The organism is Denitratisoma oestradiolicum, from assembly GCF_902813185.1.
GTDB lineage: Bacteria > Pseudomonadota > Gammaproteobacteria > Burkholderiales > Rhodocyclaceae > Denitratisoma > Denitratisoma oestradiolicum.
Genome location: NZ_LR778301.1, coordinates 3152600 through 3178347 on the forward strand (window position 1 = coordinate 3152600; position 25748 = coordinate 3178347).

Genomic DNA, 25748 nt, shown 5'->3' on the forward strand with positions numbered 1-25748 from the left:
GGCCCAATGTCATGAACGACGCCTCTCCGCCCGCCGGTTCCAGCATCGTCGACGCCCTGCGCCGGGACCCGTTGTTCGCCCGGGCCGGCTACCAGAGTCTGGCTCGACTGCTGCCCCAGATCACCCTGATGGCTGTGAAACAAGGAACAGCGGTGGCCCGGTGCGGGGCCCCGGCCCATTATCTGTTCCTGGTGCTGGCAGGCCGGGTCGAGGTCGAAGGTGAAGAACGTCGCCGCTGCGGCGACGAAGCGGCCACGGCCCTGGAGCACTACCGCCAGGATGCGGTAGCCCTCAGCGACGCCAGCCTGATCGCCATTTCCCGCCAGGGCATGGCCCGGCTGCTGGCCGAAAACCCGGCCCTGCGGCCCGATTTCTACCAGTCCCTGGTGGGCCACCAGGACGCGGAACCTTCGCTGGAAGCCCCTCCTGCCCCCGGTGCCACGACATCCGACTGGCCTGCCCTGCTGGGCTGGCTGCTGGCCCTGCTGGCTCCCGCCGCCGTGCTCTACTGGGGCCGCGACTGGGGCCTGGAGCGCAACGCCCTGTACTTCCTCGCCATCTTTTCCGTCACCGTGGTCATGTGGGTATTCACCCTGGTGGATGAATACCTGCCCGGCATCTTCGCTCTGCTTGCCACCCTGGCCATGGGCCTGGTGCCCATGCCGGTGATCCTGGGCGGGCTGGCCTCCGACGGCTTTTTCCTGGCCATGAGCATGCTCGGCCTGGCCGCCGTGGTGGTGTCCTCGGGACTGAGCTACCGGCTCCTGCTGCTGCTCCTGCTGAAGCTGCCCAACACGCCTTTCTGGCAGAACGCCGGGCTGCTCTTCACTGGCTTCGCACTAACCCCGGTAGTGCCCTCCATCAACGGCCGGGTGGCCCTGGTCACCCCCTTCATGAAGGACATGGCGGAAATCCTCCACCTGCCAAACCGGGGTCCCGCAGCCACGCGTCTGGCGGTCTCCGCCTTCACCGGCGCCAGCCTGCTCTCGGCGGTATTCCTCTCCAGCAAGTCGGTGAACTTCGTGGTCTTCGGCCTGCTGCCGGATCAAGTGAAGGAGGAGCTGCAATGGCTGCACTGGGCCATGGCGGGCGCCGGCACCGGCCTGATCCTGCTGATCCTGTATTTCCTGATGACCGCCCTGCTGCTGCGGGGCGGCGAACCCTCCCACGTTTCCAAGAATCAGGTATCCACCCAGATCGCCCTGCTGGGCCCCATGCGCCGCCGGGAATGGGCCGCCCTGCTGGGCATTGGCCTGTTCATCGGCGGCGTTGCCACCGCCGCCCTGCACCAGGTACAGCCCCCCTGGTTGAGTCTGGCCGTGCTCTACGGCCTGCTGCTGTTCGGCACCCTGAGCAAGAAGGAATTCCAGCAACGCATCGACTGGCCCTTCCTCTTCTACCTGGCTGGCATCGTCGGCATCACCGCCGCCTTCAGCCACCTGGGCCTGGACCGGCTGATCGCCGCCCGCCTGCCCTGGCTGGGGGAGATCATGCGCAGCAGCTTTCCCCTGTTCATCCTGGCCCTGGCCGGGGTGATCTTCATCATCCGCCTGGCGGTACCCATCAGCGCCACCATCGTGATCCTGGCCACCGTCTTCATGCCCGTGGCCGAGGCCTACGGCGTCAACTCCTGGATCGTCGGCTTCCTGATCCTGGTGCTGGGAGAGATGTGGTTCTTCCCCTACCAGTGCTCCTATTATCTCCAGTTCCGCCAGCTCACCCACCACTGCGAAAGCTTCGACGAAAGGCGCTTCCTGTTGTTCAACGCCCTGGGCAACGGCGCCCGCCTGGCCGCCCTCTACCTGTCCATTCCCTACTGGAAGCTGCTGGGGCTGCTATGAGCGTCCCGCGCGGCCGCCCGGAGGGGCGCATCACACAATCAACCGTCGTCACCCCCTCCCTCGGGGAGGGGGCTGGGGGGAGGGTTCTCCAGTTCCCCACGGGGTTCGCCCCGCGAACCCCCTCCCCTGGGAAGGGGCTTGGGGGGAGGGCCGTCCAGTGAGCACCCTGAAGAAGGCCCTGATCCTGCTTTTCCTGCTGGCGGCGGGGATCACCGTCGTCGTTTTCAACCTCGCCAAGCCCCGTGTGCTGGTGCTGCACAGCTACGACCGTGACTACTCCTGGACACGGGATGTGAACACGGGCCTCAAGCGAGTGCTGGACCAGAAGTCCCACTACGCGGTGCGCTGGTTCTACATGGACACCAAGCGCCACCCCTGGCCCGACTACAAGCAGACCATCGGCGCCGCCGCCCGCCGCGTGATCGACAACTGGAAACCAGACGTGGTGATCGCCGTGGACGACGATGCCCAGGAATATGTGATGCGCCGCTATGTGAACCGCCCCGGCATCAGAATCGTCTTCGCCGGGGTCAATGGCGAAGCCGGGGCCTATGGCTACGACGGCGCCGACAACGTCACCGGCATCCTGGAACGCAAGGAACTGGACTTCATCCGGGACACCATTGTTACCCTGGCGACAGACCGCCCGGTGGGCGCCCCACCCCTGCGCCTGGTGCATATCGGCGACAACTCCGAATCGGTGAACAGCGACGACCGTTTCATGCACAGCTTCGACTGGTCTCCGGTGAGGCTGCTGGACTCGATCCTGGTGGAGACCTTCGAGCAGTGGCAGCAGGCGGTTAACGCCGCGCCGGAGCAGGCCGACTTCATCACCATCAGCAACTACCGCAAACTGCGCCGCTCGGCCCGGGACCGCAGCCTGGTGCCGCCGAAGGAAGTGGTGCGCTGGACCGTGGACCACGCCCGTCTCCCCATCCTCGGCAGCAACGGCTTCTACGTGGAGGACGGCGGGGCCTTCGCCATCGGCACCTCCCCCTTCGAGCAGGGCGAAGTGGCCGCCGAACTGGCCGCCGAACTGATCGAAAAAGGCACCGCCCCCGCCGCCCTGCCCTTCCGCAGCACCCGTCAGTTCGTGGTGTACATGCGGGGTTCGGGCATTGCCCGGAACGGTTTCCAACTCCCCCGGCTCTACGAATCCTTCGCCCGGGCCACGAACAATTATTTCGAGTAAGGTCCTGTTTCAAGACAGGCGATGACACCATGCGACTCTGGTCACTGCACCCAAAGTATCTCGATCCCCAGGGGCTGGTGGCCCTGTGGCGGGAAACGCTACTGGCCCAGGCGGTACTGCGGGGCGAGACCCGAGGCTATCGCCATCATCCCCAATTGCAACGCTTTCAGGCCCAGACAGACCCGGAAGGTGCCATCGGCGCCTATCTGCGGGCAGTCCTGGCAGAGGCGCGGGACCGGGGCTATGGTTTCGATGGGAGCAAGATCCGTTCTGCGCGCGAGTGTGCGCCCATAGAGGTCAGCACCGGACAGATCATGCATGAATGGCGGCATCTGCTGCAAAAGCTGGCGGCGCGGTCACCGACAGTTCACGAAAAATGGCAAGACATCGAAATACCCGAGACCCATCCGCTTTTTTCCCCGGTACCGGGTGATGTGGCCCCCTGGGAGAAGCATCAGGAAGCACCATGAAGTCCCGGACGATTTCCCTGTTCATCGATGCCCCGCCGGACCGGGTTTATGCCTACGCCTCGGACCCGCGCAACCTGCCCCTGTGGGTGCCATCCTTCTGCAAATCCGTGGCCCTGGTGGATGGCCAGTGGATAGTGCAGTCTCCCGAGGGGGCGGTAGTGTTCACCTTCGCCCCGGCCAATGCCTTCGGCGTGCTGGACCATACGGTGACCCTGCCATCCGGCCTGCGCCTGTACAACCCGATGCGGGTGATCGCCAACGGCGAGGGCAGCGAAATGCTGTTCACCCTGTTCCAGCATGAAGGCATGTTCGAACAACAGTTCCAGGAGGACGCAGCCCTGGTCCTGAGCGATCTCGGCAACTTGCGCCGATTACTGGAGCCGGTCGGCAGCTAGTCGCTCCGACCGGAATACCCCGTCCACCCGCAAGTGTGTTTGCCGGTAAGGGGGGCTGTTACATGCGGAAACATTTTTATTAGGACAGCTGTAGTATTAACCGGCGATCATCCGCAGGTGGTTGCCGCCCTTTTTGGGCAACCCCGTTCGCGATCCCCGTTCCATTCCTGCTAAATTCGCGACGCTTATTCACCGACAAGGAGAGAACAATGCGGACCCTGTGCGGATTCTGGCGGCTATGTCTGGTATGCCTGCTGGCACTTTGCCTGGCGCCCTTGGCCCAAGCGGCCGGCAAGCCCAACATCCTGATCATCATGGCCGACGACGTGGGCTACTGGAACGTCGGCGCCTACAGCCACGGCATGATGGTGCCGACGCCCAACATCGACCGCATCGCCAAGGAAGGCATGCTGTTCACCGACCACTATGCCGAGCCCAGCTGCACGGCCGGCCGTGCCGCCTTCATCACCGGCCAGATCCCGATCCGCACCGGTCTCACCACCGTGGGTCAGCCGGGGGCGCCCATCGGCCTCAGCGACAAGGATCCGACCCTGGCCGAGATGCTGAAAAAACAGGGCTATCGCACCGGCCAGTTCGGCAAGAACCATCTGGGCGACCGCAACGAATTCCTGCCCACGGTGCATGGCTTCGACGAGTTCTACGGCAACCTCTACCACATGAACGTGGAGGAGGAGCCCGAGCAGATGGACTGGCCCAAGGACCCGGGTTTCAATCAACGCTATCGCCCCCGCGGCGTAATCAAGGCCACGGCCAGCAGCGAGGATGATCCGACGGTGGATCCCCGCTTCGGCAAGGTGGGCAAGCAGAAGATCGAGGACACCGGCCCCCTGACCAAGAAGCGCATGGAAACCGTGGATGACGAATTCACCAACGCCGCCTTCGACTTCATGGACCGCTCCGCCAAGTCCGGCAAACCCTTCTTCACCTGGCTCAACACCACCCGGATGCACGTCTACACCCACCTCAAGAGCGACAGCCGCTATCTGGCCCAGCCCTACTCGTCGGATTACGATGTCTATGGCAGCGGCATGATGGAGCTGGACAAGGGGGTGGGTCGCATCCTCAAGTGGCTGGAGGACAAGAAACTGGCGGAGAACACCATCGTGGTGTTCACCACTGACAACGGCGCCATGTCCGACTGGTGGCCCGATGGCGGTGCCACACCGTTCCGCGGTCAGAAGGCCACCACCTGGGAGGGCGGCGTGCGGGTGCCGATGCTGATCCGCTGGCCCGGCAAGATCAAGCCCGGCTCGGTTTCCAACGGCATCCAGAGCCACTTGGACATGTTCACCACCCTGGCTGCGGCCGGCGGTGAGCCCAATGTGGTGGAAGATCTGAAGAAAAGCCACAAGGTGCATATCGACGGGGTGAACAACATCGACCACTGGCAGGGCAAGGCAGAATCCGCCCGCAAGTTCCAGATTTATTACAACGAGCGGGAACTGACCGCCCTGCGCGTGGGCCCCTGGAAGGGACACTTCAAGACCCGGGAAGGTTTCTTCGACTGGAACAAGCCGGCGGCCCTGATGTTCAACCTGCGCATGGATCCTTTCGAGAAGCAGGATGGCTCCAAGTCCCAGCATATGGCCATGGAGAAATCCTGGATCGGTGGTCTGATGCGTGATGTGCTGGGGCAGCACATGATGAGCCTGCAGTTGTATCCTCCCCGGCAGAAGGGCGGCAGCCTGGGGGTCGAAGTGAACTGAGGCCTTGGGTCTTCCTGTGCAAGGCTGTCCGGAGTTTCTCCGCGCAGCCTTTTTTGTTGTTCGGACTATCCCGATTGAGTGATCCATGGATCCACGCCACACCATCCTTGAACTTCAGCAACGTCTCAACCGCGAAGTCCTGGGCCAGTCGGCCCTGGTGGAGCGGCTGATCCTCGGCCTCCTGGCCAACGGCCACCTGCTGGTGGAGGGGCTGCCGGGGCTGGCCAAGACCCGGGCGGTGCGCAGCCTCGCCGGGCACTTGGCGGCGCGGCTCTCCCGCATCCAGTTCACTCCGGACCTGCTGCCCGCCGACATCACCGGCAGCGAGATCTACCACCAGGAAGGCGGGCGGGACGAATTCCGCTTCGCCCCCGGTCCCGTCTTCGCCGACCTGGTGCTGGCCGACGAGATCAATCGGGCGCCGGCCAAGGTCCAGGCCGCCCTGCTGGAAGCCATGGAGGAACGACAGGTCACCGTGGCCGGCAGCACCCATATCCTGCCGCCTCTGTTCATGGTCATGGCGACCCAGAACCCCATTGAGCAGGAAGGCACCTATCCCTTGCCCGAAGCCCAGATGGACCGCTTCCTGATGAAAGTGAAGGTCGGCTATCCCGGCGTCGAGGCCGAAGCCGAAATGCTGCGCCTGGTGCGGGGCGAGGAACGCCCCGACGGCACCCGGCCCATGGGGGACGACCTGCCGCCCCTGGCGACGGAGATCGTGTTCGCCGCCCGGCGCCAGGTCCATGACATCCATGTGGCCCCAGTCATAGACCGTTACCTGGTGGATCTCGTCCATGCCACCCGTGAGCCCCGTCCCTACGGCGACGATCTGGCCGGCTGGCTCCAGGTAGGGGCCAGCCCCCGGGGTGCCATCGCCCTGGACCGGGTCGCCCGGGCCCACGCCTGGCTGATGGGACGCGACCACGTGACGCCCGACGACGTGCGCGCCGTGGCGGCCGACTGCCTGCGCCATCGCCTCATCCTCAGCTACGAAGCCCACGCAGGCGGCATCGACGCCGACCAGGCGATCGCCGCCCTGCTGCAACGGGTGGCCGTGGCCTGAGCGCCATGTTCGGCAAGCGCGCCGCCGCGTCCGCCAGCGCCGGTACTGCCGGCGTCTACACGAGCCTGGCCGATCTCGTCGCCCTGGAGCATCGCAGCCTGACCAGCGCAGCGGGGCCGCGCCAGCCCCTGGCCAGCCTGCTGGCGGGGCGCCACGGCTCCCGCATGCGCGGGCGGGGTCTCGACTTCCTGGAGATGCGCCACTACCTGCCCGGCGACGACGTGCGCGCCATCGACTGGCGCGTCAGCGCCCGCACCGGCCGGCCCCATGTGCGGGTCTATGCCGAGGAGCGGGACCGGCCCGTGGTGCTGGTGGTGGACCAGCGCCGGAACATGTTCTTCGCCACCCGCCGCGCCATGAAATCAGTGGTGGCCGCCGAGGCCGCCGCCCTCCTGGGCTGGGCGCTGCGCCGCGGGGGCGACCGCGTCGGCGCCCTGGTGTTCGACGACCGGGATCTGGCCTATTTCCCACCCCACCGGGGCCGCGCCGGCTGGCTGCGCATCCTGGGCGAGATCGTCCGCCGCAACCAGGCGCTGAGCGCGGGACCATCCCGGCAGGAGGCGCCGGCCATGCTTAATGCGGCTCTGGCACGGCTGCTGCAGACGCTCTCCCACGACCACCTGATCGTGCTGCTCTCCGATTTTGCCGGCGTCGGGGAGGAGAGCCGCGCCCTGGTCGCCCAACTGGCCCGCCGCCACGAACTGCTGGCGTTGCCCGTCTGGGACCCGGGCGCCGGCCAGTGGCCCGAGCGGGGCCAGTACGTCGTCAGCGACGGCGCCTTGCAACTGGCCCTGAGCGGCGACGACGCGGCCCAGGGCCAGCGCCTGGCCGACCTGGCCGCCGCCCATCGCCGCGAAATCCAGCGCTGGCGCGAGGAACTGGCCGTGCCGGCACTGCCCCTGACCACCGCCGAGGACGTGGCGGCGCAACTGCGCCGGGCCCTGGCCGTCGATCCGGGAAGGCAGGTCCGTGAACGCTGATTCCGATCCCCTGGCCGGGCTCCATGATCTGGCGCTGTCCGCGCCGCCGGACTGGCTACCGCCCCAGGGGCCGGGCTGGTGGCTGCTGGGCCTGCTGTTGCTGGCCGCGCTGGCCTGGGGGAGTTGGCGCCTCTGGCAATGGCGCCGTCGCAGCCGCTATCGGCGCGAAGCCCTGGCCCAGCTGGAACGCCTGGCGCCGGACCTGGGAGCCCCGGAGTCGCTGGCCGAACTCTCCGCCCTGCTGAAGCGCACGGCCCTGGTTGCCTATCCCCGGGAAACTGTAGCAGCCCTGTCCGGTGCCGCCTGGCGCGACTTTCTCTGCGCCAACGGCGCGCCGGCTTTTGCCTCTGCCACCTGCGATCCCCTGTTCGAGTCCACCTACCGGGCCGCCTGCGACACCACGCCGCAACAGCGGACGGCGCTGGTCGCCGCCGCCCGGCAATGGATCGTTGCCCATCGCGCCCCGGCGGAGGGCACACGGCCATGAGCGGTCTCGATTTCGGCATCCTCAATCTTGGGGCCTTCCTCGCCCATCTGGAGTGGCTGTCGCCCTGGGCGTTGCTGGGCTTGCCCCTGCCGCTGCTACTGCGGCGTCTGCCACCCTATCGCCAGCGACGGCCGGCCCTCTACATCGCTTTCTTCGATCTGGCCGTGCGGGGTGCCGGGCGGGTGCCCGAGCCTGGCGCCGTCGTAGTGCCGGCGGGCATCACGCAGATGATCGTGCTGGCGCTGGCCTGGTGCCTGCTGCTGCTGGCCCTGGCCCGGCCGGTCTATCTGGAGCCGCCGCTGACGCGTATCCAGCCAGCGCGGGACCTGCTGCTGGCCGTGGATATCTCCCCCTCGATGCGCGCCCGGGACTACCGGGATCGTGAAGGCCGGCCGGCCGAGCGCATGGCGGCGGTGAAGGACGTGCTGGACGAGTTCATCGCCCGGCGCGGGGGCGACCGTATCGGTCTCCTGTTCTTCGGCCAGGAACCCTACGTCCAGGCGCCCTTCACCCTGGAGCACGGCACGGTGCGCGAACTGCTGGCCCAGGCCCGGCCCGGCATGGCCGGCGGCCGCACCCTGATCGGCGACGCCCTGGGGCTCTCGATCCGCATGTTCGAGGCCAGCACCGTACCCAGCAAGGTGGTGGTACTGCTCTCCGATGGCGCCGACACCGGCAGCCGCGTGCCGCCCCTGAAGGCAGCGGGCTTCGCTGCCCGTGCCGGCATCACCGTCCATACCGTGGCCATCGGCGACCCCCGTGCCGTGGGCGAGGACCGAGTGGATGTGAACGCCCTGATCGACATCGCTCAGGCCACCGGCGGTCGTGCCTACCGGGCCGAGGATCGTGTCGGCCTTGCCGCCATCTACCGGCAACTGGATGCCCTGGAGCAACAGAACTTCAAGACCCTCTCCTGGCGACCCCAGCGGCCCCTCTACCCCTGGCCCCTCGGCGCCGCTCTGGTTCTGCTGCTGGGCTGGCACGCAGTTGCTGCCCTGGCGGCGGCACTGCGGTTCATGCCTTGGGCCGAGCAACCTAGGGGAACACAGATTAAGTCCGTTCGCACTGAGCTTGTCGAAGTGCACGCCGCGCCACCACTGGGCTTCGACAAGCTCAGCCCGAACGGATGGGCGCTTGTTCAGCGCTTTCCTGGGCAGCAGCCGGAGCAGGACGCGTGACAGGCGGCTGGCTGCCGGCGGATTTCCATTTCCTGCGACCCTGGGCCCTGTGGGGACTGGCGCCCCTGTTGCCCTTGCTCTGGCTCGCGGTCTGGCACGAGGGGAAGGGCCGCCTGGCGGCCTGGCGCGGCCGTATCGACCCCCATCTGCTGGCGGCGCTGACCGTGGGCGGCGGCCGGCGTTCCGGGCTGCGTCCGATCCACACCCTGCTGCTGGCCCTGGCCCTGGGCTGCGTCGGCCTGGCGGGGCCGGCCTGGCAGCGGGAACCCATGCCGCTCACCGAGGACCGGGCGCCCCTGGTAGTGGCTCTGGATCTTTCACCCTCGATGGACGCCGTGGATGTGTCACCAACGCGCCTGGAACGGGCCAAGCTCAAGCTGCGGGCCCTGCTGGCGCGACGTCAGGGCGCCCGCACGGCCTTGCTGGTGTTCGGCGCCAGCGCCCATGGCGTGCTGCCCCTGACCGAGGACCCGAACCTGCTGCTCACCTATGTGCCGAGCCTGTCCACCGGCCTGATGCCGCCGGCCCCGGCCACCACGCCCAAGGCTACCGCCGATGCCCTGGCCCTGGCGGCGCGGATGCTGGAAAAGGAACCGATTCCCGGCAGCGTCCTGTTCCTCACCGATGGTTTCGAGGCCGCGCAAGCCCGGGACTTCGTGGACTTCCGCGCCCGCTCCCGCAGCGAGCCACTGCTCTTGACCTTCGGCGGCGATGCCCCGGCGCCGCTGCGGGGGGGCGACGGCAGTTACGTCACCGGCCCGGATGGGAGCCGGATCATGGCCCGTCTGGGCCGGGCCGGGCTGGAAGCGGCGGCCGCCGGCGGATTCTGGCTGGCCTCATCCACCGCCGACGACCGCGATCTCGATGCCGTGGAGGCTCGCCTGCAACGCCACCTGGCCCAGGCCCTGGCCTCGGACCCGGCCGCCCGCTGGCGTGATGAAGGTATCTGGCTGGTGCTGCCGGCGGCCCTCCTGCTGCTGCTTTCCTTTCGTCCGGGCTGGACGGTGCGCTGGGGCCAGGCGCTGGCATTGCCGCTATGCGCCTTGCTGCTGGGGCTGGGCGCACCCGCCGACACGGCCCGGGCCGGAGAGCAGGGTTGGCACGACTGGCGTTTCGCCGATCTCTGGGCCAGCCGCGACCAGCAGGGGCGCTGGCAGTTCGAGCATGGGCAATTCGATGCCGCCGCACTTTCCTTCGCCGATCCCCTCTGGCGCGGCATCGCCCTTTACCGGGCCGGGCGCTTCGAAGCGGCGGCCGATGCCTTCGCCGCCGTGGATTCCGCCGAAGGGCACTACAACCTGGGCAATGCGCTCGCCCGCCTGAAGCGTTATCCGGAAGCCCTGGCGGCCTACGACCAGGCCCTGGCACATCGCCCCGGCTGGCCCCAGGCCCTGGCCAACCGGACCCTGGTGGCGGGTCTGCTGCCCAGGGACGAAGAAGGTGTGGCAAGAGAGGGGGAGGCCAATCCCGACGAGCTGGACCAATCCCCCTTTGGCAAGAAGAAAGGGCGCAAGCTCACCCGGCGCCGGCCTTTGACCGAAACGGAAATCACCCGCCTCTGGCTGGCGCGCATCCAGGTCAGCCCGGCCGGATTCCTGAAGAACAAGTTCGCCATCCAGGCACGACAGCAGCGGGAGGCAGGGCGATGATGTGGGGACACGATTCGTGAATCCGCAACCATCGTCACCCCCGTCATTCCGGCCCAGGCCGGAATCCAGTGGGCCGTCGCTCTGGACCCCCGCTTGCGCCGGGGTGACGGGTTTTATCCTTGGGAGTGGCTTCGCTGGAATGAATTGCTCTTTCCCCATCTACCGGGCGTTACTGATGCTCCTCGGCTTGTTGCTGGGGGCTGCCGCCCTGGCGGCGCCCCAACCTTTCCTGCGCATAAGCCTGAGCCCCGCCGTTAGCGTCAAGCTGGGGGAGGAAGTGAGCCTCGCGGTGGAAGTCTTCGTTCCCACCTGGTTCCTCGACGCGCCCCGCTTTCCGGAAAGCATCGAGATACCCGGTGCCACGGTGGAGATGGTGAAGGGTTCGGCGGAAAACCTCTCCGAATCCGTCGCCGGTGTCACCTGGGCCGGCTTGCGTCGTCGCTACCGCATCCAGCCCCTGAATCCGGGTGAGTTCCGCCTGCCGGAACTGGCGGTGCCCCTGACCTATGCCCGGGAGGGCGGCAAAGGGCCCCTCACCGTGACGGCGCGGGGGCGGCTGGCGCAGCCGTTCCTGGTAAGAGTGCCGGTCGCCGCCGCCCGACTCGACCCTTTCATCGCTGCGCGCCACTTGCGTCTTGCCCAGCGCCTTGAACGCTCCGAGGGTGCCCTGGGCGTGGGCGATGCCGTGCGACGGACCGTGGCCGTGGACACCGATGCCGCCGCCCTGGAACTCCCGGAGACCCTTTGGCCCCAGTCGCCGGGCATGCGCGTGTATCTGGATCCGCCCCGCAGCCGTGAAAGCCGCAGCGACGCCGCCGCCCGTCCGCAGTTGCACTGGGAGCAGACGGCCAGCTGGGTATTCGAGCAGCCCGGCCAATACCAACTGCCCGCAGTGACCCTGGACTGGTGGGACCTGGAAGCCCGCCAGGTGCGCCAGGCCCATCTGCCTGCCGTCTCCTTGAATGTGGGGCCGGCCCGGACGACGGGCGTTTTCGCTTTGCCCGAGGCCGTGGCGGAGCTGGCCCCGGCCGGGCGCCTGACACGGGAAACCTTGCGTCCCATCGCCTACGGGCTGGGCGCGGTGATGCTCCTGCTGCTGGGCTGGCGCGGCAGGCAGCTTGGACGGCGAACCTGGGCCTGGGTGCGGAGGCATGGGCAAGACATGCTGACCGCCGAATGGCTGCAATTCCAGCGGCTCCTCCGGGCCTGCCGCCGTCATGACGGCCCTGCCGCTCAGGCGACGCTACATCGCTGGCTCGATCTCTGGGCCGGCGCCGGCATGGGCCTGGCCTCCTGGCTGCTGGATAAGGCGCCCTCCGCCGATCTGGCGGCCGCCCTGGCCGAACTGGATGCCGCCCTTTATGGTTGCCGTGGACCGGACGATGCGGTGCCCTGGCGCGGCACCGCCTTGTCCCGACAACTGATCCTCGCCCGCCGGAAACTGTCCCAGCAGCGGCCGGCAAAGGCTGCTACCCTGCCGGCCGCCCTCAACCCCTGATCCCGAGTTTTTCATGCCTGCCAAGAAGCGCACTCCCAAGACCCCGCCCTCCTCTGCGTTGCCCGAGACTAAGCCCGTGCTGGCTCACCGCTTCGCGCCCCTGCTGCGTCCCGTGGCAACCCTGTTGTTGCTGGTGGTGGTTGCCGGGCTGGGGTGGTATTTCCTGGGAGGAGGCAAACCGGGGGCGCCCGCTCAGTCGCCGGCTTCCCGCTACGTGGGCGCCCAGGCCTGCGCCGGCTGCCACGAGGCGGCGATGCGGGAATGGCAGGGCTCCGACCACGCCCACGCGATGCTGGAAGCCAAAGGCGAAGCCCTGCGCGGCGACTTCGCCAATGCCACGCTGCGCCAGAAAGGGCAGGAGGCGAAATTCTTCATGCGCGAGGGCAAGCCCTTCGTCCACACCGAGGGCGTCGACGGCAAGCCCGGCGACTTCGAGATCCGCTACACCTTCGGCTGGTATCCCCTGCAGCAGTATCTGGTGGATATGGGCCAGGGCAAACTGCAAGCCCTGCCCTTCGCCTGGGACAGCCGCGACCAGGCCCAGGGCGGCCAGCGCTGGTTCACTCTCTACCCGGAGCAGGCACCGAAACCCGGCGATAGCCTGCACTGGACGGGACGGGACCAGAACTGGAACTTCATGTGCGCCGGCTGCCATTCGACCCATCTGGAAAAACGCTACGACGCGAAGAGCGACAGTTTCGACACCCGCTGGTCCGACATCGCCGTGGCCTGCGAGGCCTGCCACGGCCCCGGCTCCGCCCACGTGGAATGGGCCAGGGCGGGGGGCAAGGCCGGCGGCAACAACGGATTGACGGTGGCGAAGGCGCCGGCCGGCCAGTGGACCTTCGCCACCCCGGGCCAGGGCATCGCCCATTGGACGGGGGGCGAGCGGCGCGAGGCCATGGCCCCCTGTTTCGCCTGCCACAGCCGGCGGCGCGAGATCGCCAATCCCCTGAGTGGCGACGTGCCCTTGCTCGACCAGACGGTGCCCAGCCTCTTGGAGCCGGGGCTGTACAGCGCAGACGGCCAGATCGACGGCGAGGTCTTCGAGTACGGTTCCTTCCTGCAAAGCCGCATGTACCGGGCCGGGGTGATCTGCCAGGACTGCCACCAGCCCCACAGCGGCAAGCCGCGCCTGACGGGCAACAACCTGTGCGCCCAGTGCCATGCGCCAGCGACCTTCGACACGCCGGCCCACCATCATCATCAGGCCGTCGGCAAAGGCAGCCAGTGCGTGGATTGCCACATGGCGGGCAAGACCTATATGGGCGTGGATTTCCGTCGCGACCACAGCTTCCGCCTGCCGCGCCCCGACCTGAGCGAGAAGCTGGGAACGCCCAACGCCTGCACCGGCTGCCACCGGGACAAGCCCGCGAGCTGGGCAGCGGCCCAGGTGCGCGGCTGGTTGAAGGATGCAGGGCGCGAGCCGGGCAGGGATCATGCCCCCGTGGCCGAAGCCCTGACCGCCGCACGGCAGCACAGGGCCGAGGGCGGGCCGGCACTGCTGGCATTGCTGGACCATCGCGACACCTCCCCCATGGCCCGGGCCACGGCCCTGGCGGCCCTGGCCGATTACCCCGGCCCTCTGGCCCAGGAGAAACTGCGGGCGGCGATCAATGACCCGGAACCCCTGGTGCGCCTGGCCGCCCTGTGGACCTTCCGCCTGCTGCCCGAGCCAGAGCGGGACCGCCTGCTGCTGGGGCGCCTGAACGACGAGGCGCGGGCAGTGCGAATCGAAGCGGCGCGGTTGGCTGCCGCCATCCCCGACAACCGGCTCGACAGTACCGACCGGGCGCGGCGGGACACCGCCCTGGAAGCCCTGGTCGCCAGCGAGACCATCCATCTCGACCGGCCCGAGGCCCATCTGAACCTGGCCCTGATCCACCTGGCCCGGGGGCGAGCGGCGGAAGCGGAAGCGGCACTGAACCAAGCCCTGGCGATGGATGCCGGCTTCGCCCCGGCCCGCATCAACCTGGCGGACCTCTACCGGGCGACGGGGCGCGACAAGGAAGTGGAACCCCTGCTGCGGGAAGGCCTGGGGCTGGCGCCGAAGTCCGCCGACCTCAATCACGCCCTGGGCCTCTTCAAGGTCCGGCAGGGCGAACGCGCGGCCGCCCTGGACCTGCTGGCCGCCGCCGCCAAGGCGGCCCCGGACAATCCCCGCTACACCTATGTCTACGCGGTGGCCCTGGCCGACATTGGTAAAAAGGCCGAGGCCCAGGCGGTGGCGCAAAAGGCCCTGGCCCGCACCCCCAACGACCCGGCCCTGGCGCAGTTGCTGGGGCAGTGGCGGGGGCATCAGTGATCCTGCGATGGGAGGCAGAAGTGCTGGTGGATAGTGCTTTGGCATCGGGCTGCATGCGGCCAGAAGCGGATGCCCAACCGCAGACCGCAAAGCGGTCATTCGGATTCGTCATCAGGGGCTGGGGTATGATGCCCTTCGCATCTCACTTAAGAAGTTATTAGGGATCAATGACCTCCGCAACCCAATGTTCGCATACAGCATGCGCTAACAATCTGCGCCGAGTCATGCGGCAACCAGCTGAGTTAGGGCACAAGGCTGCGCCCTATAACCAAGTTATGTGTTTGGAGACTCGCCTTGAAAGCTCGTGAGTGGCTTGAGCGCGGAAATCAGATGAGCGACCCCATTGACGTCTTCTCAAGTTATTGGCGCGGCTTCAACAACCTGTTCTCGTCGGTCGGCCAGGGGCAGGAGCGAGATCTCATCAAAAGTTACCTTGGCGTAAACATTTCGCCCGAGCAGGCGCAGGAAGTCTTGGACAAAAATGCTACTGAAATTGACTACTTGCTTTCGCAACCAGTCATCGACATGCGGGGTAATGGAAAAGACACCCTGCCCAATATCGACGCATTCCAGGGTGCCGCCGATACCAAAGCCAAGTTATCCGAACTCTTCATGGTTATCTACCAAGTGAGGTGCAATCTTGAGCATGGACAGAAATCTCCAACCAGTGACCGCGATGTTCGGCTTTGCGCCTGCGCAGCCCCGATCGTTTCCTATGTTCTTGAGCGAAACGCATAACGCTGCGGCCCACCGGACGCTGCGCGATAAAGCCGCACAGCGCCAGTGACCTCCACGTTGGAACTCACAGTCCATGCGCAAAGTTATCCCCTCTCCCGTTATTGCTGTCGTCGCCTCGATTGCGTCTCATCGCGAGACACATGCGTCGATGGACAACTTGTTCATGTATGCGGGTGCCCCAGGCGACCCCCCAGAAGGGAGTAAATGGGTAAAGGCTCAAGAGTGGCTACGTCGGGTAAATACAGATGGATCGGTTCAACCCCTCCAGGTTCTTGGCCGGCTCATCGAAGGTTACATGGAAGAGCTTCCGCCTGAGGGCAGCCCATTCGACAACACTCCGCCACCTAGCCAGACACCAGATCAAGAGAAGCTGACCAAGATCCTCGCGCGCTATGAACTGCAATACGTCCGCGGTGGCTCAATCGTTGGAGCACTCGGCATTCCATCCAGAACACTTGAGGAGTTTGTCCGCGAAAGGGACATCGCTGCTCTGGAACATGAATTCAACCGCGCGCTTGAGAATGTTGACGAAGACCCACGAGAGGCCATTTCTGCGGCGAGCAATATTCTGGAAACCCTCTGCAAGGTGTACATCGATGAGCAGGGACTCGAGATGCCTGCAAAACAGGACCTCAAGCCTGTGTGGAATGTCGTTCGCAAAGACCTTGGCTTTGATCCAGGCCGAGTGGAAGATCAGGACCTCCAAACCATTCTGACTGGGTTGCTTGCACTCGTTGATGGAATTGGCGCGCTAAGAACCCACGCGAGTTCTGCGCACGGAGCGGGAAAGAAGTCATACAAACTTGAATCTAGGCACTCACGCCTTGCGGTTCATGCTGCGCATACTGTGGCGCTGTTTGTTCTTGAGTCGTGGGAGCGCAAGAAGAAATGAGTTCCAACCCGGCATTCGAGCGGACCTGCGCGGATAACCTCGCAGCAGAGGCGTCATGGGCCAACAAAGGCGGGAGCGCGATGTACAACTATCCAGCAAAGTCCTTAGACATCCAGGCACGATTGATGACGCTCGGCCTCAACCATAATCATCTGATGCTAATGGGTGCCTTCATCACAGCCTACGGTCTCTTCGAGACCACGCTCGAACGCGCGCTTTGGACTTTGAGTGAAAGGAGCATTGAAGGCGTCCGTCCTTTCACTGAGACGATGAACACCGAAGCCCAATTCAAGATGCTCGGTGCGGGCAGTTCTAAATTGAGCGACAAGAGTAACGCCGTCCTAAGGGTCGCAGCCCATGCCGCAGAGGACTTGAATGAGTATCGGAATAGCCTTGTTCATGGCTATATCCTGTCCTTTGGCCCGGACAGCGTTCCCAGCTTCATGAAAAATCCTCATTGGCACGGCGCGACGGGTAGGAAGAAGGCTGTTGGTGACGCCTACATCAACGAGCCTATCCAAGACCTGGTCCTCATCGCTGCCTGGAACCTGTTCGCGCTCGTTCGCGAAGTTGAGAGAGTCTTCTCTGACCCCAATGCTCAGCAAGCGATCGAAGGCATGAAGGATGACGTCGCCCGAGCAAAAAGCTACGCGGGCGAAGCCCGTCATCTACGGTCCCTTATGAACCATGAAAAGTATTAATTAGACCTGTCGCAGATGCCCACCGTTTTGTCACTACCTCAGCCCGTCATTGACCTTTGGCGTTCGCAGCAGGCTCTTGCGAAGCACTATTCCCATACAGGTTTAAAGTTCACACTAGACGGGCGCTTGGTTGGCGATATCGCCGAGGCGTTAGCTCTTGAGCACTTTGACCTCAGTCTGCCGGCAAAGCGCACGAAGGGTGTAGATGCGATGACTGCGTCGGGCGACTCCGTGCAAGTGAAGGCATCAGGCTTGAAGAATGCAGGACCGGCCTTTACCCCTGGGACTGGTATCGCTCGCTATTTGCTATTCTTTTACTTCGACTTTCCGGCGGGCTTGGCAACGATCCTCTACAACGGGTTGGAGGCGCCGGTTCGAGCCCAGCTGCTCCCAAAGGAATGGACTGGCACGCGGGTTGTGAATCTAGCAGCACTGCGAGATCTTGCCCACGAACTTGGAGATGCGAATGCGTTGCCACTTAAAAAGCAGACGGTAATACCCTAGCCTTCTGCCGGTCCCTAGTGCATCGAACGCGGCCGAGATCGTCAAATCTGGAAATAGCTCCAGCAACCGGTTGATGGCGATCAACCTCGCTTCCTTCGGTCGCTGGACGCTGTGCGATAAAGCTGCGCAGTGCCAATTAGCTCTACGTTGAACGTCTGCTATCTTTGGGTAGCGACCGGCGGCTATGGGTCGATAGCGGTAGCTCGATGTAATCCGCACCCCGCATGGAAGATCACCCGTGATGAACAAAAAAATGGCGCGGTCATTGCCGCGCCATTTTTACAGCGGAAGACGGCGTCTTCAGCTATGCACACCGCCATCGATGCGGATCACTTCGCCGTTGATGTGGGCGCCGTCGGCAGAGGCCAGCATGGCGATGACGCCGGCCACGTTCTCGGGCTGACCGAAGCCGTTGAGCGGGGAGAGGTGGGTGATCAGGCTGTAGTCCACGCCCTCGGGAAAGCCGGTGGCCATGGCCTGGGTCAGCGGGGTGCTGATGCCGCCGGGGGCCACGGCATTGACCCGCACGCCGGTCTTGAGGAATTCCCAGGCCAGGGTATGGGTCATGGCGGCCACGCCGCCCTTGCTGGCGGCGTAGGCGGCCATGTAGGGATGACCGAAGTAGGAAGAGGTGGAGGCGGCATTGACGATGTTGCCTTTGCGCTGGATCAGATGGGGCATGGCTTCGCGGCAGAAGAGGAAGGTGCCCCCCAGGTTGACCTGGACCACGTTCATGAAGTGTTCGAAGGTGGTTTCCTGGGTGTGGGTGGCGCGCAGGAAGCCGGCCATGTTCACCAGCACGTCGAGACCGCCTTCCCTGGCGACGAAATCGGCGACGGTCTTCTTCACGGCGGCTTCATCGGCGATGGAGGCCACGGCATGGGCAGCCCGGCCGCCGTGGGTGGCGGTGGCCTGGGCCAGGGCGACGGACTCCTGAAGGCCGGCTTCGTTGAGGTCCACGGCCAGGGCGACGGCGCCTTCGGCGACCAGGCGGATCAGGGTGGCGCGGCCGATGCCGGAGGCGGCGCCGGTGACGATGACAATCTTGTGGGCAAAACGGGAAGAGGTGCTCATGAAAAATATCCTGAATTTTTTGGGGGATGGATTATCTCATTTGACTGACCGGTAGGTTAGTTTTATAGGTTCGGGCAGGGTTTGGCCTCCTGCGGCAAAGGGGAAAGGGGTCAGTCGAAGTACTTCACCAGCCGGTCCAGTTCCTGGGCGGTTTTCTCCAGGTGCTGGGAAGCAGCCCAGGCGGCCTGGACCTCCTCGCGGTTTTGAACGATCAGTGCGGCCACCTGCCGGAGCTGGGAGGCTACGTCTTCCACCGTGAAGGCCTGGACCCTGGCCGCGCCGGCCACGTCGTCGGCCCGGGCGAGCAGGCCGGGCTCCGACGCTGTTCCGTCATCCTCCGCCGAAGCAGCCCCCGGCGCCTCCTGGCGGATGGCCTGGGCCAGCTCCTCCACCTGATCCGCCAGTGCCCCCAGGCCGGTGCAGGAATCGAGGATGGCATCCAGGGTCTGATAGACGCGATCGTGCTGTTCCTCGGAATGCTCCGCCAGATTCATCATGGTGCCATTGAGTTTGCCGCACTGTTCCCGGATCGAATCGGAGGACTGACGGATCTCGTTCATCATGACCTGGAGATGCATCTGCATCACAGTAACCGCAGCCAACACCCGGCCCGGCTCGCCATAGGGCGAGGCCTCGACGGTATCGGAAAGATTGCCGTCGGCGATCTTCTCCAGGGAGGCCACTGCCGTCTGAAGGGGCAGCACCGTGACCTGGAAGAAATACAGTCCGGACAGCAGCATCACCAGGGCTCCCAGCGCGATCCCGACCACTGCCACCAGGGCGATTTTCTGGTTGCGGGCGGCGACTTGCTGGTAGTTGGCCTGGGCCCGGTCGGATAGGTGCTGGAGCAGGATGCCGACCTGCTGGTTGGCGGCGTCGTAAAGCGGATTCACGTTATCGAGCAATAGCCGTTCGGCCTGGGGATACTCCCCCGCCACCAGGGCCGCCCTGGCCTGCAGCAGACCCTCCTGCACATAACGGTTGCGGGCTTGCCAGTAAGTATCAGAGAGCTGCCGTTCGGTGCCGCTGCGGATACCCCGGGCATAGCCGGCCCAGAGGGCGTCGATTTCCTCCTTGTTCTTCGTCAGGGTGGCGATGTGACTGTCCACGCCATGACCAAGATTCTCGCCGCCATGGGTGGCCGGGTTGTGGTGCAGGGACAGGGCCACCTGGGCCCGGTTGTCCGCCATCAGGAAGTTGATGCGGCCGATGGTCTGCACTGGAATCATGTCCTCCCGGTAGAGGGACTCCATCGCCGAATTGGACAGCTTGAGGCCGGTAATGCCCAGGATGCCGCCGGCGATCATCAGCAGGGTGACGAAGATCATGCCGATCGATACCCCGTTCTTGATGGAGAACATGCGCTTCCAGCCGGTGCCGGTCAGGTCGCTGACCGAAGCCGTGGCGTGTTCCGCGTCCTTGTAGGCCTGTTCGGCCTGGGCGATGGCCTCCCGTGTCGGCGCCGAGCGCACCGACATGTAGCCGGTGATTGCACCGTTCTTCTTGACCGGCACCACCTTGGCATCCACCCAGTAATGGTCGCCGTTCTTGCAGCGGTTCTTGACCACCCCGTGCCAGGGAAAACCATGCTCGATGGTGTTCCACATGGTCTCGAAGATCACCGGTGGAACGTCGGGATGACGCACGATGTTATGACTGCTACCCAGCAGTTCCTGGCGCGAGAACCCGCAAACGTCGACGAAGCAGTCGTTGGCGAAGGTGATGATGCCCTTGGTATCGGTGCGCGACACCAGGCTGTAGTCGGCGGGAAAGATTTTTTCCTGCCCCGTGGCGGGAAGATTCTTTTTCATGCCTGTACTCCCTGGATCAATCCAACAATCCAAACATATGCATCGACGATGTGTGATTCAGACCGGATTTCATATTAGCGACCGAGCCAGACCCGCTTGATGGTGATGGCCGCCGACTTGCATTCCGAGAAGGGCACCACACCGGTAATCTCGTATTCTGGCTGGGCGGTATTCCTCGGTATCGGCGCCGGCAGCACCATGCCGGTCTTGCTGTACACGCTATAGACCAGGGCCTGGTCGGCCTTCTGCGTCGGGCTCTTGACCACGGCGATCTCGCCGCACTTGAGTTTCACGATGGTGCCCGGCGGCAGCATGCCGATCTGGCGAATCAGAATATTGACTAGTTACTCGTCCATTTCGGAACCGACCTTGAGATAGATTTCGCGCAGGGCGTTCTGTGGCCCCAGGACCCGGTTGCGGTAGGGGCGCGGTTTTCCCATGGCGCTGAAGACATCGGCGATCGCCAGCACCCTCCCCCCCAGAGGTATCTGGTCGCCCTTGAGTTGATTGGGATAGCCGGAGCCATCAAGCCTTTCGTGGTGGGCGCGAATGGACTCCAGCCAGCAGGCGTCGGTCACCCCGGCCTGTTCGAGCATCTCGATGCCCCGGGTCGGATGTGCCCGCACCCGTTGCTTCAGCCCATCGGACAGAGGGCCGGTCAGGCTGTCCAGTTCCCCTTGCAGCGACAGTTGCCCCCAGTCCCGGGTCAGTGCCCCACAGATCATGGACACCCGCTGTTCGACATCAACCCCCTTGCGCTCGGCGACGACCTCGGTCAACACCGCCCCCATGAGCTGATGCACGATGATGTAGGGATTCTGGTAGTCCAGATAGGGGGCCGCCAGCATACTGTCCAGATCCGCCCGACAAAGCTCCTGGATGGTGCGGGCAATTTTGCCGATCCGTGCCGGCAAATCGATCTGCTCCGGCGTCCGCAAGGCGGTCGCCACAATATGCTTCAGGTTCAGGGCCAGGCCGGCAATGCGCTCGAAGACGGGTTCTGTCGGGGCTGCCGCAGGCATGGGCGAGGAACGCTGAGGACGGCCAGCGCCGGCCAAACCCGCCTCGGGCCGGGTATCCTCGATCAGGGCGCCCCGGGTCACCAGGCGATCCACCTGGTCGGGCATGGCAATGGCAATCCCCTTGCGCAGCAGCAGATTGCCTCGCTCGTCGAATATCGAGAAGGGCAGCGGCTCGCCCAACACGATATCCGCAGCAACGAGTTTTTTCATTACCGGCATGGCAACCCATCCTCTTGGGGAACCACTGATTCAGTAGCCGCTCCGGCCCAAGACCGGGCGGCAATGGCAGGACAGCGCCCGCCGGTCACTTCGCCGGGGTAATGGTGGTTTCCTCTATCAGCAGGGGATAGGCATAACCGGCACCGAAGTCCCGGTTCAGGACCACGATCCCGGTCACCGTCACCTGATCGCCCACATTGGCCGTCTGCTTGCTGGTGACGGTTAGATCGTTGCTGCCGGCATCGCCCGTGCCATCCTGCACGTGAACAAAATTGCGGCTCATGATGCCGTTATTGACCTTGACCACCTTGCCCTTCACGCTCACCTTCTGACCGGACAACGCAGTCATTTCCTTGTGAACGGCGGCCACGGTCTTGAGGACAGGTTCCGCAGCCATTGCGCAGACTGCGCTCAGACCCAACACTCCGACGAACAGCGCAGCAAGAATCTTCCTCATGAATAAGCTCCAGGCAAAGGTTTGATGGGGAAACCGCCTTCCAGGAGAAGGCCTTTTCACTTCAGGGATTCTATCTCCCCCGGGCCTTGCTGTCCGGGTTTGCCTCTTGATGCGCGAAAAGCAGGATTGGAAATGGACAATGGCTTGCCATAGGGATAACGGTAGAATCCCCCAAGCCATAAACCCAGCGGCTATTTCCGGGAGCATGAGTGGCATGGAATGGGACAATTCACTAACAACAGGCCTACCCGTGCTGGATGCCCAGCATCAGGCCATATTCCGCTGCTTCGAGCAGCTCCGGGACGCCTCCGCCCAGCGACGAATGCTACGGGTCGCCCATGCCCTGACCCAACTGGAAACCTATGTGCGTGAGCATTTTGCCGACGAGGAGAAAGTCCTGGCGGCACAGGGCTTTCCTGGGTTAAAGGAGCACGCAGCCGAGCACCGCCAATTTGCTGGCCAGCTTGTGTTATTTCGGCGCCGTTTTCTGGCCCGGGACATCTCCGAGGAGTTGAGCCAGTTTCTTGCCGACTGGCTGGAGAACCACGTCCGCATCGCCGACATGGAGTATGTCCGCTTCCTTTCCGTCCTGAAGGACGGAAAGGAGATGGGTGACTACCAGGCCAAGGCTTCCCCCGCCTGACTACGACTGTCGGACTGGAAGAGGCCGGGTAGCCGGTGGATTTCAGTAAACGTCGTGCTGGGTGTTATAGACGTTGAACTTCCCGGTGGGCGTGATCAGCTTCGGGTCCTTGATCACCGCCTTCAGCTTGCGGGTCTTGTCATCCACCACGACGATGGCTGATTCCTGGTTCTTGGCGCTCCAGACCGAGAACCAGACCTCATCGCCAGCCCGGTTGTATTCCGGTTGCACCACGCGCTTGGCGCCTTCGCCCAGGCCGGCCCACTCCCCGATCGGCAGAGTCTCGTAACCCTTGTCCAGGTTGTTGATGTCGAACACCGCGATGGACTGGCTGACCTTGCCTTCAGGATTGAGGGGCGTGTCGATCCACAGGTTCCTGGACTTCGGATGGGTCTTGATGAACAGGGATCCACCGCCCTGGGCCTTCAGGGACTGGACCACCTTCCAGGCTTCCTTGGGGTGCTTCGCGGGATCGGTACCGATCAGGCTGACGGACTCATCCCCCAGATGGCTGGTGGCCCACACCGGACCAAGCTGGGGATGCCTGAAGTTGGCGCCCCGGCCCGGATGAGGCGTCTTGCCCACGTCCACCAGGGCAGCAAGCTTGTCCTCCTTGGTATCCACCACGGCGATCTTGTTGGAGGCGTTGGCCGCCACCAGGAAATAGCGGCCGCTGGAATCGAAGCCGCCGTCATGAAGGAAACGGGCGGCATTGATGCTGGTGATCTTCAGGTTCTCCAGGTCGCTGTAATTGACCGCCAGGATCTTGCCGGTTTCCTTGGCATTGATGATGAATTCCGGCCGGTAGTGGGAACCGACGATGGAAGCGACCCGCGGTTCGGGATGGTATTCCTGGGTATCCACCGTCATGCCCCGGGTGGACTCGATCTTGAGGGGCTTGAGGGTGTCGCCGTCCATGATCACGAACTGGGGCGGCCAGTAGGTGCCGGCCACCGCATATTTGTCCTCATAGCCCTTGAACTTGGAGGTTTCCACGGAACGGGCTTCCAGACCCGCCTTGATCTCCGCAACGGTTTCCGGCTTGGGCATCCAGAGATCGATCAGGTTGATCTTGGCATCCCTGCCAATGACGTAGAGGTAGCGGCCAGACTTCGACATACGGGAGATATGCACCGCGTACCCGGTCTTGATGATGTTGACGATCTTTTTCGAGCTGCCGTCGATCAGGGCGATCTCTCCCGCATCGCGCAAGGTGACCGAGAACAGGTTGTCCAGGTCCAGATCGTTCATCTTCTTCTTCGGTCGCTGGGAAACGGGCACCAGCACCTTGTGAGAGGCGTTCATCTCCTTCAGGCCATACTCGGGTGGGGCGGGCGGCTCCTGCTGGACATAGCGGGCCATCAGATCCACCTTGTCATCCGAGAGTTCGCCCGAAGTTCCCCAGTTGGGCATGCCGGCGGGAGAACCGTACTTGATGAAAACCTTGAGATATTCGGTGCCGCTGGCCAGGGTCTTGTCCGTGGTCAGGGGCTTTCCGGTGGCCCCCTTGCGCAGCACGCCGTGACAGCCGGCACACCGCTCGAAATAGATCTGCTTGGCCTGTTCGAATTCGGCCTTGGTCATCGGGGGGGCCTTGGGGTTGATGTTCTGGTGCATCTCCACCTTGCCCAGAGGTGAGTCCCCGGCCTGGTACTTGATGTCCACATCACTGACCCCAGGTTTTGCCTGCTCCTGGGCCAAAGTTGGCAAAGTGATTACCGAGACGGCGCATAGCGCCATGACTGCGAGGACCTTCATTGTTTGATTCTCCTCTTTAATATTTATGGGCCATCAACCGACCTGATGATCGGCAATCTCGACTATGGCCGGAAACTCAAGGCAAATGAATTGATTCGAATCAAGGAAAACATGATGGAAAAGTATCTCAACGGATACCTCCTTCATCCGTCAGCGAATGCGAACCACACAGAAATCGGAAGCACCTAAGCTCGGCCCGTTGAAAAGCCCCCCCCACACAAACCGAGGAGAAAGAATTGAGCCTGACCCTGACCGGATTCGACAACAAGGTGGCCATCGTGACCGGCGCCGGGCGGATGCGCAGTATCGGCCGGCCCATCGCGCTGACCCTGGCCAAGGCTGGCTGCGATGTGGTGCTGACGGGAACAGGCAAATCGCCGGAGCGCTACCCGGACGATGAGAAGGCGGCCGGCTGGCGGGATATCGAGTCGGTGGCCGACGAGATTCGCGCCCAGGGGCGCCGGGCTCTGCCCCTGGTCTCCGATGTCTCCAGTCCGGAAGCGGTGGAAGCCCTGGCGGATCGGATACTGGCTGAATTTGGCCGGGTGGATTTCGTGATCAACAACGCCGGCTCCACCAAGGGCCAGGACCGGCAGCCGGTCGTGACCCTGCCGGTGAACGAATGGCAGCGGGTGATCGACACCAACCTCAATGGCAGTTTTTACATGTGTCAAACCTTCGCCCGGCGCATGATCGACCTGGACCAGGGAGGGGCCATCATCAACATTTCCACCCTGGGGACCCGGCTGCTGGCGGCCGGCACTGCGGCCTACGCCAGTTCCAAGGTGGCCATCAACGGCCTCACCACGATTCTCTCCGGTGAGCTGGGCCGCTACGGCATCCGGGTCAACGGGGTTTGTCCCGGACTGATCGATACCAGTCGCCTGGACGATATGGGCCGTGGCGACATCTGGGAGCAGCTGGTAAAAAGCTTCATACCCCTGGGCCGGGCCGGCACCGGCGAGGATATCGCCAACATGGTGGCCTTCCTCTGTAGCGAGCAGGGTGCCTGGATCAACGGCCAGAATATCTATGTGGATGGCGGCTATACCAATGTGCCTCTGATGGGGAACTGAACCCTTCGGGTTGCGATGAATCGCCCGGCCTGATAAAAGACAGCCTCCCGTGACCGGCGGTCGATTGT

Annotated in this window: 24 protein-coding genes; 18 read left to right on the forward strand and 6 right to left on the reverse strand. The window is 64.3% G+C overall.

Annotation, left to right across the window (positions count from 1 at the left end; genetic code table 11):
- Positions 1-11 precede the first annotated feature (11 nt).
- The 16 genes from DENOEST_RS14270 to DENOEST_RS14345 all read left to right on the forward strand — a co-directional run bounded on the left by DENOEST_RS14270 (position 12) and on the right by DENOEST_RS14345 (position 17620).
- Positions 12-1841, forward strand: coding sequence for an SLC13 family permease (locus tag DENOEST_RS14270; protein WP_170228195.1), 1830 nt, complete (start codon positions 12-14; stop codon positions 1839-1841).
- Between the two features lie 157 nt (positions 1842-1998).
- The gene (locus DENOEST_RS14275) at positions 1999-3033 is read left to right on the forward strand and encodes an ABC transporter substrate-binding protein (protein ID WP_145770718.1); all 1035 of its coding nucleotides are present in this window, start codon (positions 1999-2001) and stop codon (positions 3031-3033) included.
- A 29-nt stretch (positions 3034-3062) separates the two neighbouring features.
- Positions 3063-3503, forward strand: a complete 441-nt coding sequence (locus tag DENOEST_RS14280; RefSeq protein WP_145770719.1) for a pyrimidine dimer DNA glycosylase/endonuclease V — start codon at positions 3063-3065, stop codon at positions 3501-3503.
- Positions 3500-3898 carry an SRPBCC family protein gene (locus DENOEST_RS14285; RefSeq protein WP_145770720.1) on the forward strand — a complete coding sequence of 133 codons (399 nt, stop codon included), beginning with the start codon at positions 3500-3502 and terminating at the stop codon, positions 3896-3898. The genes DENOEST_RS14280 and DENOEST_RS14285 overlap by 4 nt, the downstream gene beginning before the upstream one ends.
- A 209-nt stretch (positions 3899-4107) precedes the next feature.
- Complete coding sequence (locus tag DENOEST_RS14290) at positions 4108-5625, forward strand: arylsulfatase (RefSeq protein ID WP_145770721.1); 1518 nt, start codon at positions 4108-4110, stop codon at positions 5623-5625.
- An 85-nt stretch (positions 5626-5710) separates the two neighbouring features.
- Positions 5711-6688 (forward strand): AAA family ATPase, encoded by a 978-nt coding sequence (locus DENOEST_RS14295; protein ID WP_145770722.1) that lies wholly within the window; start codon positions 5711-5713, stop codon positions 6686-6688.
- Positions 6689-6693: 5 nt separating this feature from the next.
- On the forward strand, positions 6694-7668 hold the full coding sequence (locus DENOEST_RS14300; RefSeq protein WP_145770723.1) for a DUF58 domain-containing protein: 975 nt from the start codon (positions 6694-6696) through the stop codon (positions 7666-7668).
- Positions 7658-8155 carry a DUF4381 domain-containing protein gene (locus DENOEST_RS14305; RefSeq protein ID WP_170228196.1) on the forward strand — a complete coding sequence of 166 codons (498 nt, stop codon included), beginning with the start codon at positions 7658-7660 and terminating at the stop codon, positions 8153-8155. The genes DENOEST_RS14300 and DENOEST_RS14305 overlap by 11 nt, the downstream gene beginning before the upstream one ends.
- Positions 8152-9333 (forward strand): VWA domain-containing protein, encoded by a 1182-nt coding sequence (locus tag DENOEST_RS14310; protein WP_145770725.1) that lies wholly within the window; start codon positions 8152-8154, stop codon positions 9331-9333. Before DENOEST_RS14305 ends, DENOEST_RS14310 begins: the two co-directional genes overlap by 4 nt.
- Positions 9330-10982, forward strand: a complete 1653-nt coding sequence (locus DENOEST_RS14315) for a VWA domain-containing protein (protein ID WP_170228197.1) — start codon at positions 9330-9332, stop codon at positions 10980-10982. The genes DENOEST_RS14310 and DENOEST_RS14315 overlap by 4 nt, the downstream gene beginning before the upstream one ends.
- Before the next feature lie 139 nt (positions 10983-11121).
- Positions 11122-12480 (forward strand): BatD family protein, encoded by a 1359-nt coding sequence (locus tag DENOEST_RS14320; protein ID WP_145770727.1) that lies wholly within the window; start codon positions 11122-11124, stop codon positions 12478-12480.
- 13 nt (positions 12481-12493) lie between these two features.
- Positions 12494-14785 carry a tetratricopeptide repeat protein gene (locus DENOEST_RS14325; protein WP_145770728.1) on the forward strand — a complete coding sequence of 764 codons (2292 nt, stop codon included), beginning with the start codon at positions 12494-12496 and terminating at the stop codon, positions 14783-14785.
- 330 nt (positions 14786-15115) lie between these two features.
- Positions 15116-15523, forward strand: coding sequence for a hypothetical protein (locus DENOEST_RS14330; protein WP_145770729.1), 408 nt, complete (start codon positions 15116-15118; stop codon positions 15521-15523).
- Positions 15524-15596: 73 nt separating this feature from the next.
- A complete protein-coding gene (locus DENOEST_RS14335) occupies positions 15597-16415 on the forward strand; it encodes an abortive infection family protein (protein WP_145770730.1) in 819 nt (272 codons plus the stop codon).
- Positions 16412-17116 carry a hypothetical protein gene (locus DENOEST_RS14340; protein ID WP_232096515.1) on the forward strand — a complete coding sequence of 235 codons (705 nt, stop codon included), beginning with the start codon at positions 16412-16414 and terminating at the stop codon, positions 17114-17116. Before DENOEST_RS14335 ends, DENOEST_RS14340 begins: the two co-directional genes overlap by 4 nt.
- Positions 17117-17131: 15 nt before the next feature.
- Positions 17132-17620, forward strand: a complete 489-nt coding sequence (locus DENOEST_RS14345; protein WP_145770731.1) for a DUF6998 domain-containing protein — start codon at positions 17132-17134, stop codon at positions 17618-17620.
- Positions 17621-17920: 300 nt separating this feature from the next.
- Here DENOEST_RS14345 and DENOEST_RS14350 read toward each other — a convergent pair whose 3' ends face one another.
- The 5 genes from DENOEST_RS14350 to DENOEST_RS14370 form a co-directional block, all read right to left on the reverse strand.
- Positions 17921-18694 carry an SDR family NAD(P)-dependent oxidoreductase gene (locus tag DENOEST_RS14350; protein WP_145770732.1) on the reverse strand — a complete coding sequence of 258 codons (774 nt, stop codon included), beginning with the start codon at positions 18692-18694 and terminating at the stop codon, positions 17921-17923.
- A 110-nt stretch (positions 18695-18804) separates the two neighbouring features.
- Positions 18805-20505, reverse strand: a complete 1701-nt coding sequence (locus tag DENOEST_RS14355; protein ID WP_145770733.1) for a methyl-accepting chemotaxis protein — start codon at positions 20503-20505, stop codon at positions 18805-18807.
- A 74-nt stretch (positions 20506-20579) separates the two neighbouring features.
- Positions 20580-20819, reverse strand: coding sequence for a hypothetical protein (locus DENOEST_RS14360; protein WP_145770734.1), 240 nt, complete (start codon positions 20817-20819; stop codon positions 20580-20582).
- Between the two features lie 30 nt (positions 20820-20849).
- Positions 20850-21746: an HD-GYP domain-containing protein gene (locus DENOEST_RS14365; protein ID WP_145770735.1), complete on the reverse strand. Its 897-nt coding sequence runs from the start codon at positions 21744-21746 to the stop codon at positions 20850-20852.
- Between the two features lie 85 nt (positions 21747-21831).
- Positions 21832-22203: a hypothetical protein gene (locus tag DENOEST_RS14370; protein WP_145770736.1), complete on the reverse strand. Its 372-nt coding sequence runs from the start codon at positions 22201-22203 to the stop codon at positions 21832-21834.
- A 214-nt stretch (positions 22204-22417) separates the two neighbouring features.
- Here DENOEST_RS14370 and DENOEST_RS14375 point away from each other — a divergent pair, with 214 nt between their 5' ends.
- Positions 22418-22846 (forward strand): bacteriohemerythrin, encoded by a 429-nt coding sequence (locus DENOEST_RS14375; protein WP_170228198.1) that lies wholly within the window; start codon positions 22418-22420, stop codon positions 22844-22846.
- A 42-nt stretch (positions 22847-22888) separates the two neighbouring features.
- Here DENOEST_RS14375 and DENOEST_RS14380 read toward each other — a convergent pair whose 3' ends face one another.
- Positions 22889-24463, reverse strand: a complete 1575-nt coding sequence (locus DENOEST_RS14380; protein ID WP_232096586.1) for a nitrite reductase — start codon at positions 24461-24463, stop codon at positions 22889-22891.
- Between the two features lie 377 nt (positions 24464-24840).
- On the opposite strand from DENOEST_RS14380, the gene DENOEST_RS14385 reads away from it, so the two are divergent.
- The gene (locus tag DENOEST_RS14385) at positions 24841-25680 is read left to right on the forward strand and encodes an SDR family NAD(P)-dependent oxidoreductase (protein WP_145770739.1); all 840 of its coding nucleotides are present in this window, start codon (positions 24841-24843) and stop codon (positions 25678-25680) included.
- The last annotated feature ends 68 nt before the right edge of the window (positions 25681-25748 follow it).

Coding starts and splice junctions, on each gene's coding strand:
- DENOEST_RS14285 (WP_145770720.1), top strand. CDS start 3,500: ATGAAGTCCCGGACGATTTCCCTGTTCATCGATGCCCCGCCGGACCGG.
- DENOEST_RS14340 (WP_232096515.1), top strand. CDS start 16,412: ATGAGTTCCAACCCGGCATTCGAGCGGACCTGCGCGGATAACCTCGCA.
- DENOEST_RS14365 (WP_145770735.1), bottom strand. CDS start 21,746: ATGCCGGTAATGAAAAAACTCGTTGCTGCGGATATCGTGTTGGGCGAG.
- DENOEST_RS14370 (WP_145770736.1), bottom strand. CDS start 22,203: ATGAGGAAGATTCTTGCTGCGCTGTTCGTCGGAGTGTTGGGTCTGAGC.
- DENOEST_RS14375 (WP_170228198.1), top strand. CDS start 22,418: ATGGAATGGGACAATTCACTAACAACAGGCCTACCCGTGCTGGATGCC.
- DENOEST_RS14345 (WP_145770731.1), top strand. CDS start 17,132: ATGCCCACCGTTTTGTCACTACCTCAGCCCGTCATTGACCTTTGGCGT.
- DENOEST_RS14310 (WP_145770725.1), top strand. CDS start 8,152: ATGAGCGGTCTCGATTTCGGCATCCTCAATCTTGGGGCCTTCCTCGCC.
- DENOEST_RS14350 (WP_145770732.1), bottom strand. CDS start 18,694: ATGAGCACCTCTTCCCGTTTTGCCCACAAGATTGTCATCGTCACCGGC.
- DENOEST_RS14335 (WP_145770730.1), top strand. CDS start 15,597: ATGCGCAAAGTTATCCCCTCTCCCGTTATTGCTGTCGTCGCCTCGATT.
- DENOEST_RS14360 (WP_145770734.1), bottom strand. CDS start 20,819: ATGCTGCCGCCGGGCACCATCGTGAAACTCAAGTGCGGCGAGATCGCC.
- DENOEST_RS14295 (WP_145770722.1), top strand. CDS start 5,711: ATGGATCCACGCCACACCATCCTTGAACTTCAGCAACGTCTCAACCGC.
- DENOEST_RS14330 (WP_145770729.1), top strand. CDS start 15,116: ATGAGCGACCCCATTGACGTCTTCTCAAGTTATTGGCGCGGCTTCAAC.
- DENOEST_RS14280 (WP_145770719.1), top strand. CDS start 3,063: ATGCGACTCTGGTCACTGCACCCAAAGTATCTCGATCCCCAGGGGCTG.
- DENOEST_RS14270 (WP_170228195.1), top strand. CDS start 12: ATGAACGACGCCTCTCCGCCCGCCGGTTCCAGCATCGTCGACGCCCTG.
- DENOEST_RS14325 (WP_145770728.1), top strand. CDS start 12,494: ATGCCTGCCAAGAAGCGCACTCCCAAGACCCCGCCCTCCTCTGCGTTG.
- DENOEST_RS14290 (WP_145770721.1), top strand. CDS start 4,108: ATGCGGACCCTGTGCGGATTCTGGCGGCTATGTCTGGTATGCCTGCTG.
- DENOEST_RS14300 (WP_145770723.1), top strand. CDS start 6,694: ATGTTCGGCAAGCGCGCCGCCGCGTCCGCCAGCGCCGGTACTGCCGGC.
- DENOEST_RS14380 (WP_232096586.1), bottom strand. CDS start 24,463: ATGCACCAGAACATCAACCCCAAGGCCCCCCCGATGACCAAGGCCGAA.
- DENOEST_RS14355 (WP_145770733.1), bottom strand. CDS start 20,505: ATGAAAAAGAATCTTCCCGCCACGGGGCAGGAAAAAATCTTTCCCGCC.
- DENOEST_RS14320 (WP_145770727.1), top strand. CDS start 11,122: ATGAATTGCTCTTTCCCCATCTACCGGGCGTTACTGATGCTCCTCGGC.